This window comes from Kosakonia sp. MH5, assembly GCF_009935945.1.
Lineage (GTDB): Bacteria > Pseudomonadota > Gammaproteobacteria > Enterobacterales > Enterobacteriaceae > Kosakonia > Kosakonia radicincitans.
On the sequence record NZ_QODH01000017.1, the window covers coordinates 41,331 to 58,922 of the forward strand.

A 17,592-nucleotide genomic window follows, 5' to 3' on the forward strand; every position below is an offset into this window, starting at 1 on the left:
CAATCGGGTACAGACACAACACCGGAGGTGCCCGATGCTTAAACCGTTTCTGACTGCTGCCCTGGTCTTTATGGCCGGGATGGCCTCTCTTCCCGCCCGTGCGGATGTGAACGGGGATCTGAACGGATTCTTTGGCAGCCTCGGTTACAGCGGCAATGTGACTCAGGCTCAGGCCTGGCAGGGACAGGCCGCCGGATACTTCACCGGCGGCTCGGTCTACCTGCGCAATCCGGTCAAGAACGTCCAGCTTATCTCGATGCAGGTGCCGTCACTGAATGCCGGCTGCGGCGGTATTGATGCGTATCTCGGGGCATTTTCCATGATAAACGGCGAGGAAATTCAGCGCTTCGTTAAACAAATCATGAGTAACGCTACCGGATACGCCTTCGATCTTGCCCTGCAGACGATGGTGCCGGAACTGAAGCAGGCGAAAGACTTCCTGCAGAAACTGGCCAGTGATGTGAACTCAGCAAACATGAGTTCCTGTCAGGCCGCGCAGGGCATCATCGGCGGCCTGTGGCCGGTAACGCAGGTGTCCCAGCAGAAAATCTGTCAGGACATTGCCGGCGAAAGCAATCTCTTCTCGGACTGGGCAGCGTCCCGGCAGGGCTGCACCGTGGGTGGCCAGAGCGACAGCGTGACCAGCCGGGCAGGGGACAGCCAGAAAGACCAGGTGCTGAAAAATAAAAACCTGATCTGGGATGCACTCAGTCGTAACCATCTCTTCGACAGTAACCGGGAACTGAAGGAGCTGGTCATGAGTACCGTCGGCTCCATCATCTTCAACAATGCCGGGCAGGTGACCATTCTGACGCCGCTGGTTGATAACCGTGACCTGATAAAGGTGCTGATGCGGGGCGGTTCAGCCAAAGTGTACGGCTGCGATGAGGCAACGCTGTGCCTTGCTCCGGTGGTGAAGGACGTCACCATCGACGAAGGTAACGGACTGGTCACGCTGGTCAAAAACCTGATGCTGTCCATGCAGTCGAAACTGGTGGATGACACCGCGCTGACCGACCAGGAAAAGGGATTCGTAAACACCACCTCCGTGCCAGTGCTCAAGTACCTCACTAACGCCCAGAGCATGGGGCAGAGCGCCACCTACCTGATTCAGGTCAGTGACTTCATTGCTCAGGACCTGATGATTCAGTACCTGCAGGAACTGGTCAAACAGGCTTCGTTGTCGATGGCCGGTAAAAACTGGCCGGAAGAGGCCGCCTCAAAACTGCGCGATAACGTCATCCATGCCCAGGGGCTTCTGGCCGACATGAAGCTTCAGTCTGCCGCAGACCAGAACGCGCTGGACGGCATCGACCGCAATATGCAGTACCTGCAGCAGCAGGTATCCACGATTGTTTCCGGCTCATACCAGAGCAACTATCACTGGGGGAATCCCTGATGCTTGAAGTCTATACCATTTACGGCGGCGGGATGTGGAAATCGGCCTTTGACGCCGTTGTCGGCATCCTCGGTACCAGCACATGGGGGACGCTGCTGCGCATTGTCGGCACCTTCTCCGTGCTGGGCATTGTGGCCTCGTTTGTCAAAAGCAGGAACCCGATGGTGTTTGTGCAGTGGCTGGCGGTGTTTACGCTGATAACCTCAGCCCTCATTGTTCCCAAAAGGTCAGTGCAGATTATCGACATCACGGATCCGGCGACGGTCTGGGTGACCGATAACGTCCCGGTGGGGCTGGCCGGGATTGCCTCCCTGTCGACCAGTATCGGTTTTCATGTGGCACAGCTGTATGACTACATGATGGCGCGCCCGGACTCGGTGACCTACACCAAAACCGGGATGCTGTTTGGCTCCGGGATTGTGGCGGAAAGCAGTGACATGCAGACGCAGAACCCGGAGCTGGCGCAGATGCTGCCGGATTATGTCGAAAACTGCGTGATTGGCGACATTCTGCTGAACCACAAGTACACGGTGAACCAGCTGCTCAACACCACCGACCCACTGGGGCTGATCACCAGTAACCCCAGCCCGTTGCGCGGCATTTTCAAAACGACCAGTGACACGCGTGAATTTCTGACCTGCCAGCAGGCGGCCGCGCAAATCCAGACGCTGGCCGGGCAGGATGCGCAGGTCAGCAGCCCGACGTTTGCCTGGCTGACGCAGAAAATCTTCGGCAACCGCCTGAACGGCGCCACGCTGCTGGCCAACTCAATGGGCGAAAGCTATGGCTTTTTCTATGCCGGTGGAATGAGTGCCGCGCAGATCATGAAAAACAACGTGACCAACAGCGCGATACAGCAGGGCATCCGGGGCTTTGCTGCCCGGTCTTCTGACACGGCCAACCTGTTGAACCTCGCGACCGAGAACGCGGCCACCAAGCAACGTATCAGCTGGGCGGCAGGCAGCACGCTGGCCACCCGGCAACTGCCTTTCCTGCAGTCCCTGATGATGCTGATTCTGGTCTGTTTATTTCCGCTGGTTATCGCGCTTGCGGCGGCCAACCACTCCATCTTTGGCCTGAACACGCTGAAGATTTATATCTGCGGGTTCCTTTACTTCCAGATGTGGCCGGTGATGTTCGCCATCCTGAACTATGCCGCCACGTTCTGGCTGCAGACTAAAACAGGGGGGACACCCCTTGTGCTGTCCAACAAGGATGCGGTGGCGCTGCAGCATTCGGATGTGGCTAATCTGGCCGGTTACTGCGCCATGTCGATTCCTGTGCTGTCCTTTTTCCTGACCAAAGGTGCGGCGGCAATCGGCTCTCAGGTGGCCGGCAGTGTGATGAGTTCGATGGCGTTCGGCTCAGCCGGCGTGGCCTCGACCACAGCCGACGGCAACTGGTCGTTTAACAACATGTCGATGGATAACGTCAACCAGAACAAGATGGACACCAACCTGATGCAGCGGCAGGGCCAGCAGACCTGGCAGGCGGATAATGGCTCGAGTCATACGGTCACGGCGAGCGGCCAGAATGTCATAGATGGCTCCGGCGCGATGTCGAATCTGCCGGTGAATATGCGCCTCAGTCAGCTGGCCAGCAGCGGATTCCAGGAGCAGGCCCGGTTGTCGCAGGTGCAGGCGCAATCCTCTCTGGATGGCTATAACCACAGCGTCACCAGTGGCTGGTCACAGCTGCAACAGCTTTCCAGCCAGACCGGCAGCACAGACAGCCTGAGCAAAGGCACGGACAACAGCCAGACGCTGAATGCCTCACGCGGTGCCAGCATGATGATGTCCGCCGCTGAAAGCTATGCGAAGGCGAATAATATATCAACTCAACAGGCTTACAACGACTTAATGTCAAAATCTCAGGAAGGTAGTTTCAACGCTGGAGGCAAGCTTTATGGCAAGCTTGATACAGGCGATGCTGCCTGGGGTAAAATTGGCAAATGGGCTGTCGGAGCCAGTGGCGGTGTTGAAGCCCATATGGGGGTTGATTATAAAGGAACTGATGGAAGTTCTCACGGAACTCAAAATTCAAGTGCCAATTCGCTGGATACACGGCACGATAAAAATACGCAGGCGGTCCATGACTTTAAACAAGGTATGGATATGGTTACAAGCAGCCGCGTCAGCGATTCCGCCAGCCATTCGGACAGTGCCGGAACCAGCAAAGTTCAGCAATTTGCCGCCACGCTTAACGATGCTCAAAGTCAGTACCATCAGTTTACTACCAGTTCGACCAACAGTGATGAATTCAGCCGTATGGCTACACTGGCACAGAACGAGAGCGCCAGTCTCGATACCAATTACACCCAGGAGTTTGTGGACTGGGCCTCGAACAAATATGGCGATAAGGCGCAGGCCATGCTGACCTCAGCCCCTACTGCGCGTGAAGCTGCGATGGAATTTGTTAACGAACGCCTCAAACCAGAAATTATGGGGGACTATCAGCAGGGGCGCACCGATTTGACCAGTGGCAACGAACATGCTGCATTCAGCGGAAACCATATAGTCCAGTCATCCGATATGACCAGCGAGGCGGTAAGTCAAACCACTTCAGTGTCTTCAGGTAATTCTGCTAATGGAAGGCATACAGTAAACAATGAAACTGCTGCGCCTGCTTCCCATTCACTTGGCGAAACTGCAGGTAATCATCTCAGGGGGAATCGCGTACCCGGGGACGATATGCAGAATGACTTCAGGGAAAACCAGAATCGCCTGAAAGGGCAGAGCTTCAGTGAACAGAGCGATGTGCCAAGGAAGGTTGCAGAAGAAAGATCTGCTAACGAGCAAAATATCAACAAATCTGCTGGGGAAATTGAGCAAAATAGATCCACTGTTCAGACATCCAGTGATATATTAAAAGGAGAACATTCAAACGCTCAGAGCACATTTGCAGCAGGCTATGAAACAGAAAAAGCCAAGCAAAATCTTCTTCCCCAAAGCGCTGAAGAAAAAGATATACAAACCAGACTAGAAGAAATGCGTAAGCGGGCCGGTTAATGGAGAGTTTATATGGTTATTACTCAAAAAGATGTGAATGACGATCTTCATATGTTAGTGCAGAGTATGGAGCGTGAAAACAGGCCATTAGCTAGTGCAAAGAAAGCACTCAAACTAAGTATGTTTTGGCCAATGAGTTGTGTGGTTGGATATGCATTAGCCACGATTTGGACTGTATATCAATTCAAACCGCAGAAAGATAACTTCGATAACTTCACTACATTAACAGGCGAATATGGATTTGCATTCGCAGCTGTTGCAGTTAGTGTTTTTTTCGCTATGGTTATCAGTGCCATATTCTATGGCCCCATGTTAGCGTATCTTTCTCTCGATGAGAACGTCAGGAAAAACTCTTTGATAATTTCTAGAGTGAAAGAATCTGTTTTAAAAATGGGTTTTTTCTTTATTGTCATAAATTTCTTTTTGGCAATTTTTTCTATTTTTAGACCAGAGTTTTTAGCAGCTTCGCCATTTGTATTGATGATATCCTTTATTATTATGCAGTGTGTCCTCAGTGCTGAGCTTACTCGTTATGGAATAGCTTCGGTAATGGGCAAGTTAAGTAAGCTGGTAAAGAAAATTTAATTTAAGACATTCTTTATTCATGCATTTAAGCCATCGCGTAATCGATGGCTTTTTTGTTTGTGCCTTGAATAGTAAAAAATATAGCCCTCCAACTTTTAATCAAATCGGAAAAAGAAAATGAAATGCACTCGTAAAGCAGTCGCAGTCTGCATTGTCACGTCGGTATTTATGTTAACCGGCTGCGGTGCAATGAGCACGGCCGTCAAAAAACGTAATCTCGACGTAAAAACACAGATGAGCGAAACCATCTGGCTGGAGCCGACATCAGACAAAACGGTTTTCGTTCAGGTACGAAATACCTCTGATAAAGATATGTCCGGACTGCAGTCGCAAATTGCTTCGGAATTAACCGCGAAAGGTTACCACGTGACGTCTTCGCCTGATGCCGCGTATTTCTGGGTGCAGGCGAATGTCCTTAAGGCGGACAAGATGGATTTGCGTCAGACTCAGGGCTTCCTCAGCTCCGGCTATGAGGGTGCTGCCACCGCTGCTGCGTTGGGAGCCGGTATCACTGCCTATAATTCCAGTTCTGCAGGAGCGACGCTGGGCGTGGGGCTGGCATCCGGTCTGGTGGGGCTGGCCGCCGACGCAATGGTGGAGGACGTGAACTACACGATGGTGACCGATCTGCAGATTTCCGAGCGCAGTAAAACCACCGTCACGACCGATAATGTCGCCGCACTGAAACAGGGGACTTCCGGCATGAAAGTCCAGACCAGCACAGAGCAGGGCAACCGCGCGAAATACCAGACCCGCGTGGTATCAAACGCGAACAAAGTGAACCTCAAATTCGACGAGGCAAAGCCTGTCCTCGAGGCCCAGCTGGCCAAATCCATCGCCGGCATTATGTAACACCCGATCCCTTTCCGGGCATCCCGCCCTGACTCTCAGACATTACGCCTTTCCGGTTCAGATTTTCCCGGTCGCGCAGCTTCGCTGTCCGGTGCATTGCTGTATCCGGAAGGGCAAGGCAAATCGTGAGGTGAAAGGTTGGCTTTGTATATCCCTTACCGACGTAAAGGTGGCTCAGAAGACCTGTGGTCACTGATTTCTCTGGAAAATGACCTTGCTTATGCGCTGGCTTGTTTCCGTACCTTCGGTATAACCGGAGAAAACGAAACGCTGCCCTTTTTCGCGTTCAGTGCCGGATACATATGTGCCCTTTATGGACTGGATGCTGAGTTGTGGGTGTCGACGGCTTGCGCTGATGTGGCCATGTCTGTGCGGCGTATGGCCACTGAAATTGATGAAAATGAGTGGCTCGCCGGAATCAGTCAGGCGAAATACGAAAGGGCACTGGCAGAGGAGGACAACAGGCAGGATTAACCCTGCGTGATTCAGCTGCCAGTTATCAGAAAATCCACAGCCTTTACCAGAACATCACGCAACTCCGGGCGATAGCTGTGAATGTCCCGCTCATCCAGTTCATGCGCGTAAACAGTCTGGATCAGGTGCGTCATCATGATGTGGTCTGTTCCCTCAATGGATATGACCGGGTTCACCACTGTCATCCCCGGAACGGACGGCCGCGCGCGTATAAAAGGGATGATCACCCGTGTGTTGAGGTCATCAAGTTGCCCGGACTGGGCAATGATGAAATACGGATAGTCCTCGTTGCCGGGGCGGCGGTAAATCGTACCCTGGATCATCTGAAGACCCGCAGGCCATCGCTGCTCTGTGGGATGCCATGCTCATCGGCAATTTTGTTCATTGCAGCAATGGCAGTTTTATTCTCTTCACGCCATCTGGCCTGCCTCTGCAGTCTGACTTCCTCTTCCAGCGCGGCGTTAAGCGTGGCTGACAGATTGATATTCAGCTTCCGGGCTTCTTCAACCAGTGCCGCGTTGAGAGAAATATTTGTGCTTCGTTTTTTTTGCGCGGGCTGTGATACGGGCATAGCACCTCCGGTATGAGCATTAAATATGCGCATAACTTTAGCCTGATATAACGTGCCTGTAAAACATCCATACTGCCGGTTTCTACCCGGCGCGTAAGTGCCATCCTCCCCCGCAGTGGATATTTCGCTTCCTCACCGGACATCGCCTGCGTCGATATCCGGATTGCGGCGAGCGCTGCGGGTTTTAAAACCGAAAATCCTGAAGGACTCTTCAATGAACAGATCTGCAATCAGTACCTGTCTTTCTGCCTGCCTGTTTCTTCTCATCCTGTCAGCCTGGACTACCTGGCTGATGCTGCATTTTGGTTCGGATGTACTGAAATGGCTCATTTCCACTTCGTTTCTTCATACCTTCACGCTGGGACTCAGCACGGTAAACGGCATGGTCTGGGTAAATCAGCTTAACGTGATTTGCTGGCTGCTGGTTTTTGTCACCGGTGGGCTGCTGGCCACACTGTTGACGGGCATGGTCATCCGTTCAGGCATGGATATGCTACAGGCATGCCTGAACGTAAAACGACGCCAGCCCTGGAAGGGCATGAGCCGTTAATCATCCTTGCCCCGTTAACCGTTCCGTTTATTCCGCCACGCCGTTACCGGCGTTTGTCCTCCTGTCCTAAAACACATCAACAGCACACTACCGGGTAGCCCCGGTGGTGTGATAACGGCCGGACACCATCTATGAGCTTTAAAGGAAAAAATCTTACACAGGGCGGTCAGATGACTGCCTATCGCTGGCGCATGTTTATTCAGGTCAACAACTGGATTGGGTTCTGGATACTTGTCCTGTTTGTCATTATCGCGGGCGCTTTATTCCTGTCCTTCACGTCGCAGGAGATGATTGATAACGGCAGCTGGTACTGGTTTGCCCGTCTCAATGAAAGCTTTATCGACCTGATGCCCGCCGGCAAAGGAAAGTTTTACGACATTCATTACTTCTACGCGGCGACTGATACCACCCTGACACTGAAAATGACGCTGCAGCAGATGCTGACTGACCCGTACATGCAGTTTATGGGGGAGCAACTCGCTGGCCATTTACAGTCTTCCGCACTGGTTGCTGGCGGGATAAGTGTCGTCGCGTTTCTTGCGGTGGGATGGTATGTCGCCCGGATTGGTAAGCGGGAAAGTGAGGATGAGTTTATCTCCGGCATGCAGCTGACGGACAAACCCGCCGAAGTGAATAAGCTGCTGCGTAAAAACGGCGAAATGTCTGACCTGCGCGTGGGTGACCTGCATATGGTCAAAAACGCCGAGGTGATGAATTTCCTGATCCACGGCACCATCGGTGTGGGTAAATCCACTCTCATCCGCTGGTTGCTGGATTACATCCGTAAGCGTGGCGATCGCGCCATCATCTACGACTCCGGCTGTACGTTCACGGAAACCCACTACGATCCGAAAACCGATTTCATCCTGAACCCGCATGACGAGCGCTGTGCCAACTGGCAGCTGTGGGATGAGTGCGTGGATGTGGTTGACTATGAGAACTTTGCCGCAAGCCTTATCCCGGTCGAGGGCGAGTCAGATCCCTTCTGGGTGTCCAGTTCCCGGACCATCGCCGCTGACCTGGCCATCCGCATGTCAGCTGACCCTGATCGTAGCATCGAGAAGTTCCTGAAAACGCTGCTGTCGCTCAGTATGCAGAACCTGCGCGAGTATCTGGCCAATACACCCTCAGCAAACCTCGTTGAAGAGAAAATCGAGAAGACGGCCATCTCCATCCGTTCCGTGGTCACCAACTACGCCAAATCCCTGCGCTTTCTGCAGGGGCTCGACGATGGCAGCCGGCCAAAATTCACCATCCGTAACTGGATGACCAGCGAGCAGTACAGCAACAGCTGGCTGTTTATTTCAGCCCAGGCACGTCACCGTAAAAGCGTCCGGTCGCTGATTTCCATGTGGCTCTCGATGGCCACACTCTTTCTGCAGAGTATGGGGGAAAACCCCGATCGCCGTGTGTGGTTCATCATCGATGAAAAACCCGGTCTGCAGCGGATACCTGAGTTTACAGAGACGCTGGCAGAAGGGCGTAAATTCGGTGGCTGTTTTGTCATCGGTATCCAGAACATGCCGCAGCTGATTAACGTCTACGGTCGCGAGCTGGCCAAATCCATTTTTGACCTGCTGAACACCCGCATGTACGGGCGCTCACCGAGTGCGGAAGTCGCGAAGATAGTGGAAGAGGAACTGGGCAAACAGCGGCGCAAAGAGGCGAAAGAACAGAACAGTTACGGGATGGACGCCGTGCGTGACGGCGTGTCGCTGGGCAAGGATAAGGTCCATGAGGCGGTGGTTGACTACGAAGATGTCATGAAGCTGCCGAACCTGAAATTTTACGTCCGGTTGCCCGGTGAATACCCGGTGGTGGTCCTGCCGCTGAAGTACCGTCGATTAAGGAAACTGAATCAGGGGCTGATAGAGCGGAATATCCGGGATGCGCTCAGTCCGGAACTGGAAAAAGTGATCCAGGAGAACGAGCGTGCTGCTGCGATGGCCGGGATGCATTTTCCGACCGGTGATGACGAGCCGGTAAAAGGAAACACTGCAACGTCAGAAGAGAAACCGGCAGAACCGGCAGCAAAAGCCACGTCTGAAGCAGGCGCGCATGTCGCGAAACAGCAATCTGCTGCCAGCAGGACAGCCACTGAACGTACCGCTTCGTCGGGTGAATCCACCCCGGCGCCGGAGGCCGTCACCCCGGTTCCGCAGCCGGTCCGTCAGCCAGAGAAACCCCGACCCGAAGCGGAACGCAGCAATGTCGTGCCGTTACGTACTGCCGGCGCAAACCTGCCGCAAATGCCTCCCGTGGAGCCGGCAGTCTCAGCCGTCAGACAACCCCCTGAGCCACCGGCTACGACCGCACGTAACCCGGAAGATGCAATGAGCCTTCTCAGTAAAGTCACCGGTAAATCACGGCCACAGGACACCCCCGCACCGGCTGGCGCGCTGGATTTGCTTAACCGCGCACGTCTGAAACCGGCCACTGCCGGGGCGGAGGATGCGCAAAACGCTGAGTCCGGGGGTGAGGCACAGGAACTGGTGATGAATGTCACTCAGCTGGCCGATGGCGGCCTGGAGCTGACCACGGCAGGTCATGCAGCTTCCCCGGAGCAGAAGGCGAAAGACGATAACGCTGCCAACCGGCGTATGGCGCAGGAAGAAGGGAACATTATCCGCCACCGCCATCACGATGATCCGGGCTATGACCAGGCCGATTTTGAGCGCTATGACGACGGAGAACACGAACTATGATGTCACCCGCACCGATTGTGTCCGCCGGCGAGGCGGCAGGCTATTACAGCAACAAGGATAACTACTATTTTCTCGGCCAGCTGGAAAGTGAATGGCTGGGCGAGGGCGCGGGCCAGCTGGGTCTGGAAGGTAAAGTCCGCAGCGACCAGCTGACGGCAGTGCTTGAGGGCCGTCTGCCGGACGGCTCCCGGCTGGGAAAGGAAATCAACGGCAACCACACCCACCGGCCGGGGCATGACCTGACCTTCTCGGCACCGAAAAGTGTCTCCATCCTTGCCCTGATTGGCGGCGATAAAGCCCTGCTGGAAGCCCATCAGCATGCTGTCCGGGTGGCAGCCGGTTACGTGGAGAAACTCATTTCTGCCCGTGAGACGGTCGACGGCAGAACCTCCATTGTCCACACCGGCAAAATGGTCGCCGCGCTCTACACGCACGACACGTCCCGCAATCTCGATCCGCAACTGCACACCCATATGCTGGTTGCCAACATGACGGAGCTGAACGGGAAATGGAAAGCACTGGCCACCGACACCATCCACAATGCCGGCTTCATCGAGACGGTGATGAAGATGCAGGTGACGCTGGGGAAACTGTACCGCAAGGCGCTGCGCGAGCGTGTGGAAGAACTGGGGCATAAGGTGGAGGAAGTGGGACCTCACGGGATGTGGGAAATCAGCGGCGTACCGTCAGAGGTCCGCGAGGAGTATTCCTCTCGCGGTCGCGAAGTCCGGGGCGCGGTCGGAGCCGAAGCCACCCTGAAAAGCCTGGATATTGCGGCCAAAAATACCCGTAAAGCGAAAGTCGATCCTTCCCGGCTGCGCCTGATGGAGCGCTGGCAGACCCAGATGAAAGAGAAGGGATGGGACATAAAAGCCTATCAGGAGAGTGTGGTGCCCCGGACAACCCCCGGTGACCGTCCTGCCCGTCGCGCTCCTGAACCGGCCGCCGCGCAAAAAACACCGGTCGGGAGCGACGTGCCGGCAGCGCCAGAACAGGCGAAAGGGAAAGCACGGGACGAGCCTGGCCCGCAGACCCGCTCCGGGCCGGAAGAAAAAACAGCCTCCCCTGTGACACCCCCACCCCGGACGGAGGTGATTCAGCTCCGGGATGCACCGGAAGCCGGCGAAGGGGAACTGCGCAATGAGCCGGAAAAACGGCCCGGAAAAGCCACCGAGGAGAAAACGGCAGACCGGGACGGGAAACAACCGGCTGAGAGGGAGCAGCCCTCAGCGCAGCCTGAGCGCGCTGATATCCTGGGGGAGCCTGTTCCGGGTGAATCACCGGTAATAACGGCGGTTGCCGGACGTGACGGGCAGGTTCAGCCCGGAACAGCAGCGCAAATCCCCCCGCCGGGCAAGCCCGGAGTGGAGAAGGATACCGGACCGGAAAAGCCGGCTGACAGCATGCCGGTGGCAGGACAGCCCGTTACGCCTCCTCTGGCTGTGCAAACCACTCAGGATGTGCCGGCTGAAGTGACGGACGCGGTCCGTATGGCTGTCTCGCAGCTGAGTGACAGCAAAACCCGCTTCACCTGGGGGGAACTGCTTCTGAGTACGGCGGAATTCAGCGACAAAATCCCCCCGGTTTCTGAAATGAAAGCCGCGCTGGACGAGGCGCTGCGTGAGGGCGTTATTGTGCCGCTGGATGCGGAAAAAGGGGTCTTCACATCGCGTATCCATCTGCTGGATGAACTGTCCATTCAGGCGCTGAGCCGGGAGCATCTCAGTGAAACCCGCGTCGTCAGTTTTGAGCGTCCCGCACAGTATGCGCCGGCGGCGCTGGAGGTGGTGGAAAAGGATGCGCTTGTCCTGATGAATGCCCCGAAGGGTGTGGCAGGAATACGGGAACTGACGGAACAGCTTGCCGGCATTTCGGCGTCACATGGCCGGGAGGTGCAGGTGCTGGCCAGCTCAGCCGAACGCGCCGTGTCCCTCGCAAAATCGGACACCCTGCGGAAACACATCACAGGTCGCCAGCATGTCCTCAGCGGGGATTTTCAGCTGCGGCCGCAGAGCACCCTGATTGTCGAGGGGGCTGAGCGGCTGAGCCTCAAGGAAACGCTGGTCCTGCTCGGTGAGGCACGGGACAAAAGCGCGCAGCTGGTTTTTCTCGACAGTGCGGGCCGCCAGGCGAACGGGAACGCCATGTCGGTGCTGGAGTCGGCAGGCGTGGTGCGCAGCCGGCGGGCTGAACCGTCACCGGGACTGGAAGCGGAAGTGGTCAGCATCCGGGACAAGCGCGACCGGTACAGCGCCCTGGCTGACCGCTTTGCAGAGCTGAGTGCCGGGACAGAGCCGGTGACCGCCATTGTGGTCGGACAGCGTGAACAGAAACACCTGACCGGACTTATCCGGGATGCGCTGCAGAATGCCGGTCAGCTTGAACGTGACGGTGTCACGGTGGAAGCACGCACGCCGGTCTGGCTGGACAGCAAAACCCGCCGGATGAGCGGTTCCTACCGCGCCGGACAGGTACTGGAAGACCGCACGGAGCGCGAAACGCGGCATTTCGTGATTGACCGCGTGCATGAGGACACGCGGGTTCTCTCCCTGATTGACAGTGATGGCGTTCTGGTCCGCATGAAAATTGCCGATCTGACCGCAGACTGGCGGCTTTACCAGAGCGAGCAGCTGCACGTCGCCGCCGGTGACAGACTGATTGCGCTGGCAGCGGATCGCGATGCGGGTCTGAAATCAAAAGACCGGCTTACCGTCACGCAAGCTGGTCAGGAAGGGATAACGGTGGAGCGGGACGGCAAAGAGCTGACCCTGCCGGCAGACAGGCCACTCTATCTCACACACGGGTATGTTGCGGGACCCGGCAATCGCGACAATGACAGCGGTGTGGTGCTGGCTGCGCTGAACTCCCGCGATATCACCGCGCAGACCATGAATTCCCTGGCGCAGTCAGGACACCGCGCCGAAATCTTCACGGCAGAGCCGGAAGACAAGGCGGAAGCACGCCTGCAGCGTATGCGGACTGAAAACTCCCCCGTCCAGCTGGTCCGCAAACTCAGTGGCCGGGACCAGCTGGACAGTGCCCTGACGACCCTGCACGGCAATGTGAAAACGGACGTCACGGTGGCCGTTGAGCGTGCCATTGCTGACCAGCAGTCGGTGACGTTCAACGCGTTACATCTGGCTGAGCGGGCCGCTGAGTTTTATCCCGATATCGCCGGTATTGACCGGGAAATCAGCCATATGGTCAAAAATGGCGATCTCATTCGTGTGCCTGGTCAGGCGGCGCCCTTACTGGTTGCCCGTGCGACCTGGGAAATGGAAAAGGCCATCATCAGTGTCATCACGGAAGGGAAAAATACCCAGGAGCCACTGATGGACAAAGTTGATCCGGCCCTGCTTGCCGGCCTGACGTCCGGGCAGAAAGGATCCGCTCTGCTGGTACTGGGTTCCCGTGACCAGTTCACGGGGATTCAGGGCTATGCGGGGGTGGGGAAAACCACCCAGGTCAGCGCGGTAAAAGCGGCCATCGATACCCTGCCTGCGTCTGACAGGCCGCTTCTTTACGGACTGGCACCCACCCACCAGGCCGTCAGGGAGCTGAGGGATGTCGGACTGGAGGCGCAGACCCTGAAATCCTGGCTGGTTGAGCACGAGCAACTGGTCGCCGCCGGCGAGAAACCTGACTACCGCAACAGGGTGTTTCTCATCGATGAATCCTCTATGCTGGGTAACCAGGATACGGCGGCCGCGTATCTGGCCATCCAGGCCGGGGGCGGGCGGGGCGTTTCAATGGGCGACATCGACCAGTTTGAGGCGATTGAATCCGGTGCGCCGTTCCGGCTGGCCCAGGAACGCAGCCCGATGGATGTGGCCATCATGAAACAGATTGTCCGCCAGAAGGAGGTCAATCTGCGGGACGCGGTACACGACATCATTGATAACCGCATTGATGCCGCGCTGCAGCGTCTGGAGAAACAGCCGGCGGACAATGTTGAACGGCAGGATCCTTCATGGGCCGTTCCCGCATCAGGCCTGGTGGAGTCTGCCGACCCGGTTGCCGCCATCGTTGATGACTGGATAAGCCGCACGCCGGCGGCGCGCGAAAGGACGCTGGTCATCGCGCAGCTGAACGAGGACAGGGCAAGCATCAATAACGGCATTTATGCCGCGCTTGAGGCACGCGGTGAGCTGGGAAGCGAGAAAATCAGGGTGCCGGTGCTGGAGAAAATCCAGCACACCCGCCATGAGTTCAACAAACTCCAGGCGTGGCAGCCCGGCATGGTGGTGAAGCGGGGCGATGTCTATCAGGATGTGGTGGCCGTGGATAAAAACGGCTCGCTGATCTCCGTCAGAAACGAGAGCGGCAGGCTCGCCTGGTACTCCCCGCGAGAACTGCTGACCGGGGATGTGGAGCTCTTTAACCGCAGCGGGAGGGTGCTGAGCGCTGGCACCGTGGTGCGCTTTACCGCCACCGACCGCAACAGAGGGCAGAATGCCAACCAGAAATTTACGGTTGAGCAGGTCCGGCCGGACGGGGAAGTGGTCCTGAAAGGCCGGGACGGACAGAAAACCATTAACCCGTCAGATATCCGCGCCGAGCAACATATTGATTATGCCTGGGCGATCACCGGCTACGGTTCACAGGGGGCCGGTGAGGACGCCGTTATTTCCCTGGAGGGGACGCAGGGTGGGCGGGCGTACATGGCCACCCTGCGCGCGTTCTACATCTCTGTATCCCGTGCCAAAAAACACGTTCAGGTCTATACCGACGGTCTGGAGAAATGGGTGAAGGCTGTCAAAACGCGGGAATTTGATTTCAAAACCGCACATGATGCCCTGACGCCGGAGACAGAACGCCGGCAGGCGAAGGTCATCTGGGCAATGGGGCAGCCGGTCGGGAAAACCGCGATTGGGCGGGCATGGGCAAAACATGAAGCGCTGGGCAATCACAGCCTGACAGCCCGCGTGATCCCGTCCACGAAACGCTTTCCGGAGCCGGCGCTCGCGCTGCCGTTGTACGATAACAACGGAAAAAGTGCCGGTCTGGCGCTGGTTTCGCTGGTAAATGGCGACAACGGACGGCTGGCGCGGGGAGAGATGCGCATGGTGGCCACACAGGGTGCCAGCGGCGCGGTGGTGCAGCGAAGCCACAGCGGCAACACCCATGTGGTCAGTACGGTTGACGCAGCGCTGAAGGCGGTCCGGGAGCATCCGGAGGACGGGGTTGTCTGGCAGACCGGTACGGAGAAACCCTCCGCCTGGATGATTAAGGTGAGCCGGGGTACAGAGCAGGCCGCTGAGGAAATGCGGGCACAGGCAGTGAAAACCGGAGAAAATGACATCCGTCTCCCGCCGGTTGTGGCGGAGGGTACGGAGAAAGCCGTACCGGCACGGGCGGTTGAACAGGCCGTTGAATTCCTGACAGGTCGTCAGGAAAGTGAAAGCGCGCAGGCGCAACAGCAGCGCGCGCTGTTGCGTCAGGAGGAAGAACGGCGGAACGCCATTATTCTGCCCGTTGCTGAGGTGCCTGATATCCGCATCCGGGCGGAAGAGGACACCGCCAGACCCGACGGTGTTAAACCGGACGACAGCATTATTGGCCGGGTTGCCGGGCAGGAGCGGGAGAGCCGCGCCGGGCAGGAACAACCGCCCAGAATTCCCGTCATGCCGGAGGATAAACAGGCCGGGGAACGCGCCGGTGCAGAACGGGTGGCAGCAGACCTGGCTGAACGCCAGCGGGAAGTGCAGCTGCCGCGTGAACCCGCAGAGCGTGGCCGGGATATCGGGCATCAGGAACCCGCACATACACGTACCATTCAGAAAGAACGTTAATCAGGGAACACTCGCATGAAACTGAACAAAGTAGTGTCTTTATTAGTTACAACATACACCTTTGCTTTTTTAACCCCCCTCCATGCAGCCCCTGCGCCGGTATTCACACCGGAACAGGAAGCGCAAATCGGCAAAATAGCCGCCGATTATCTGGTACAGCATCCGGAAATTCTGGTGGAGGTCAGCCAGAAACTGCAGCAGCAACAGCAGGAGCGCCAGCAGATGGCGCTGACTGCCAGGGTCATGGATAACCAGGCAGCGCTGCTGCAGGATGCGGACACACCGTCGGTCGGACCGGAGAAGGCAAAGGTCGCGGTTATCGAGTTCTTTGACTATCAGTGCATTTACTGCAGCCGGCTGGCGCCGGGCCTGGAGCAGGTAATGAAATCCCGCCCGGATGTCCGTTTCATCTTCAAAGAGTGGCCGATTTTTACGTCTAAATGGGAAGCCTCTTCCACGGCCGCCCGGCGCGGAATCGATGTCTGGAAACAGAAAGGCGCTGAGGGCTACCTGAAATACCACAACGCTATCTACCACACTGGCCATAACGAAGGGGAACTGACCACGGCGGATATTGAATCGGCGGCCAGAGCGGCCGGCGTGACGGAACTGAAGCCCGTCGATTACACGGCAGTGCTGGAAAAAAATGATGCGCTGGCACAGGCGCTGGGGCTGACCGGGACACCAGGTCTGATTGTGATGCCGGCACAGAACGCGACACCGAAAAACATCACGGTATTCGCCGGGCTGGCATCACCACAGCAGATCCTTTCCGCGATACAAAAAGCACAGAACTGAACGCGCCCGGTCCCGCCGGGCTTGTCCAACCCGGCGAAGGCGGGATAATTCCCCACCTTCGCCGGGTTTCCGTATTGGGTGATGATATAGCCAACGATCCTGTGCAGCAGACCGGCATCGTGCCGGTCTGTGTCAGTCCTGGCGCTATTGGGGGTAGCCTGGACATCGGAAATTATTGTACGGTTAGCGCATTTCCTGCCTGCCCCTATTACCACAGCGACGAGACGCAGAGCCGAAAAGGCCGCAACCACCGGAGAGTAAACAAATGGTAGTTTTAGCAATCATCGCAGTTATCGCCGTGAGCGGGTATGCATACGGATTTATTAAAGCCCGCGAACTGATCGCATTACGCAAGGAAATGAAGTTATACATGGAGCGCATGGAAGCGGTGGAGCTGGACTTACACGCAATCCGCAGCGTAGCAGAGCACCGATTACACGGCGCGGGTAAACAGTTTGCCGATCTTTATAGGCGACTCAATGGTGCAACCGTGACGCTGACCACCGAAGATCAACAGTTACTGGCAATGATGCCGTTTCATATCCAGGACGTAGAGGACATCGTAAATGAGCGCGGCCCTAAGACCATTAACGGGCGTCCATTCTGGGAGGTTGAGCCACGCCCGCACGACTACGAATACGGCCCGCAATATCCGTTTTTCCCAGGCCAGAGCTAACCACCGAAAACATCACGGTATTCGCCGGATTCCGGTACAGGGTGATGATATAGGGGTCAGTTTGGATATCGAAAAATATTGTACGTTAAGGTTTAGAACCGGACGGCCATATCCCAGCGTACTTACGCCAGAGAAGACATGCACAGTCATATGTGTAATTATTCACGATAATTTTCTGATTC

The 17,592-nt window shown here is 56.4% G+C and carries 12 protein-coding genes; 10 read left to right on the forward strand and 2 right to left on the reverse strand.

Features of this window, described 5'->3' with window-relative positions; genetic code table 11:
• The first annotated feature begins 34 nt into the window (after positions 1-34).
• The 5 genes from traH (at position 35) to DK872_RS25855 (ending at position 6,318) form a co-directional block, all read left to right on the forward strand.
• The gene (gene traH, locus DK872_RS25835) at positions 35-1,399 is read left to right on the forward strand and encodes a conjugal transfer pilus assembly protein TraH (protein WP_161519020.1); all 1,365 of its coding nucleotides are present in this window, start codon (positions 35-37) and stop codon (positions 1,397-1,399) included.
• Complete coding sequence (traG, locus tag DK872_RS25840; RefSeq protein ID WP_161519021.1) at positions 1,399-4,407, forward strand: conjugal transfer mating-pair stabilization protein TraG; 3,009 nt, start codon at positions 1,399-1,401, stop codon at positions 4,405-4,407. Before traH ends, traG begins: the two co-directional genes overlap by 1 nt.
• A gap of 12 nt (positions 4,408-4,419) precedes the next feature.
• Entirely contained in the window at positions 4,420-4,992 is a 573-nt protein-coding gene (locus DK872_RS25845; protein ID WP_161519022.1) for a hypothetical protein, read from the forward strand.
• Positions 4,993-5,109: 117 nt separating this feature from the next.
• Entirely contained in the window at positions 5,110-5,844 is a 735-nt protein-coding gene (traT, locus tag DK872_RS25850; RefSeq protein ID WP_161519023.1) for a complement resistance protein TraT, read from the forward strand.
• A gap of 138 nt (positions 5,845-5,982) precedes the next feature.
• On the forward strand, positions 5,983-6,318 hold the full coding sequence (locus DK872_RS25855; RefSeq protein WP_161519024.1) for a hypothetical protein: 336 nt from the start codon (positions 5,983-5,985) through the stop codon (positions 6,316-6,318).
• A gap of 11 nt (positions 6,319-6,329) precedes the next feature.
• On the opposite strand, the gene DK872_RS25860 is transcribed toward DK872_RS25855, so the two are convergent.
• Positions 6,330-6,641 carry a CcdB family protein gene (locus DK872_RS25860; RefSeq protein WP_035889984.1) on the reverse strand — a complete coding sequence of 104 codons (312 nt, stop codon included), beginning with the start codon at positions 6,639-6,641 and terminating at the stop codon, positions 6,330-6,332.
• On the reverse strand, positions 6,638-6,889 hold the full coding sequence (locus tag DK872_RS25865; protein ID WP_035889982.1) for a type II toxin-antitoxin system CcdA family antitoxin: 252 nt from the start codon (positions 6,887-6,889) through the stop codon (positions 6,638-6,640). The genes DK872_RS25860 and DK872_RS25865 overlap by 4 nt, the downstream gene beginning before the upstream one ends.
• A gap of 214 nt (positions 6,890-7,103) precedes the next feature.
• Between DK872_RS25865 and DK872_RS25870 the strand changes: the two genes are divergently transcribed.
• The 5 genes from DK872_RS25870 to DK872_RS25890 all read left to right on the forward strand — a co-directional run bounded on the left by DK872_RS25870 (position 7,104) and on the right by DK872_RS25890 (position 17,410).
• Positions 7,104-7,439 (forward strand): hypothetical protein, encoded by a 336-nt coding sequence (locus DK872_RS25870; protein WP_035889979.1) that lies wholly within the window; start codon positions 7,104-7,106, stop codon positions 7,437-7,439.
• Positions 7,440-7,570: 131 nt separating this feature from the next.
• On the forward strand, positions 7,571-10,144 hold the full coding sequence (gene traD, locus DK872_RS25875) for a type IV conjugative transfer system coupling protein TraD (RefSeq protein WP_161519025.1): 2,574 nt from the start codon (positions 7,571-7,573) through the stop codon (positions 10,142-10,144).
• Positions 10,141-15,936: a MobF family relaxase gene (gene mobF, locus DK872_RS25880; RefSeq protein ID WP_161519026.1), complete on the forward strand. Its 5,796-nt coding sequence runs from the start codon at positions 10,141-10,143 to the stop codon at positions 15,934-15,936. Before traD ends, mobF begins: the two co-directional genes overlap by 4 nt.
• A gap of 15 nt (positions 15,937-15,951) precedes the next feature.
• The gene (locus tag DK872_RS25885; protein ID WP_161519027.1) at positions 15,952-16,734 is read left to right on the forward strand and encodes a DsbA family protein; all 783 of its coding nucleotides are present in this window, start codon (positions 15,952-15,954) and stop codon (positions 16,732-16,734) included.
• Between the two features lie 265 nt (positions 16,735-16,999).
• On the forward strand, positions 17,000-17,410 hold the full coding sequence (locus DK872_RS25890; RefSeq protein ID WP_161519028.1) for a hypothetical protein: 411 nt from the start codon (positions 17,000-17,002) through the stop codon (positions 17,408-17,410).
• Positions 17,411-17,592: the final 182 nt, after the last annotated feature.

Bases quoted from the DNA above. Each gene is read 5' to 3' on its own strand.
- traH (WP_161519020.1), top strand. From the start codon at position 35: ATGCTTAAACCGTTTCTGACTGCTGCCCTGGTCTTTATGGCCGGGATG.
- traG (WP_161519021.1), top strand. From the start codon at position 1,399: ATGCTTGAAGTCTATACCATTTACGGCGGCGGGATGTGGAAATCGGCC.
- DK872_RS25845 (WP_161519022.1), top strand. From the start codon at position 4,420: ATGGTTATTACTCAAAAAGATGTGAATGACGATCTTCATATGTTAGTG.
- traT (WP_161519023.1), top strand. From the start codon at position 5,110: ATGAAATGCACTCGTAAAGCAGTCGCAGTCTGCATTGTCACGTCGGTA.
- DK872_RS25860 (WP_035889984.1), bottom strand. From the start codon at position 6,641: ATGATCCAGGGTACGATTTACCGCCGCCCCGGCAACGAGGACTATCCG.
- DK872_RS25865 (WP_035889982.1), bottom strand. From the start codon at position 6,889: ATGCCCGTATCACAGCCCGCGCAAAAAAAACGAAGCACAAATATTTCT.
- DK872_RS25870 (WP_035889979.1), top strand. From the start codon at position 7,104: ATGAACAGATCTGCAATCAGTACCTGTCTTTCTGCCTGCCTGTTTCTT.
- traD (WP_161519025.1), top strand. From the start codon at position 7,571: ATGAGCTTTAAAGGAAAAAATCTTACACAGGGCGGTCAGATGACTGCC.
- mobF (WP_161519026.1), top strand. From the start codon at position 10,141: ATGATGTCACCCGCACCGATTGTGTCCGCCGGCGAGGCGGCAGGCTAT.
- DK872_RS25885 (WP_161519027.1), top strand. From the start codon at position 15,952: ATGAAACTGAACAAAGTAGTGTCTTTATTAGTTACAACATACACCTTT.
- DK872_RS25890 (WP_161519028.1), top strand. From the start codon at position 17,000: ATGGTAGTTTTAGCAATCATCGCAGTTATCGCCGTGAGCGGGTATGCA.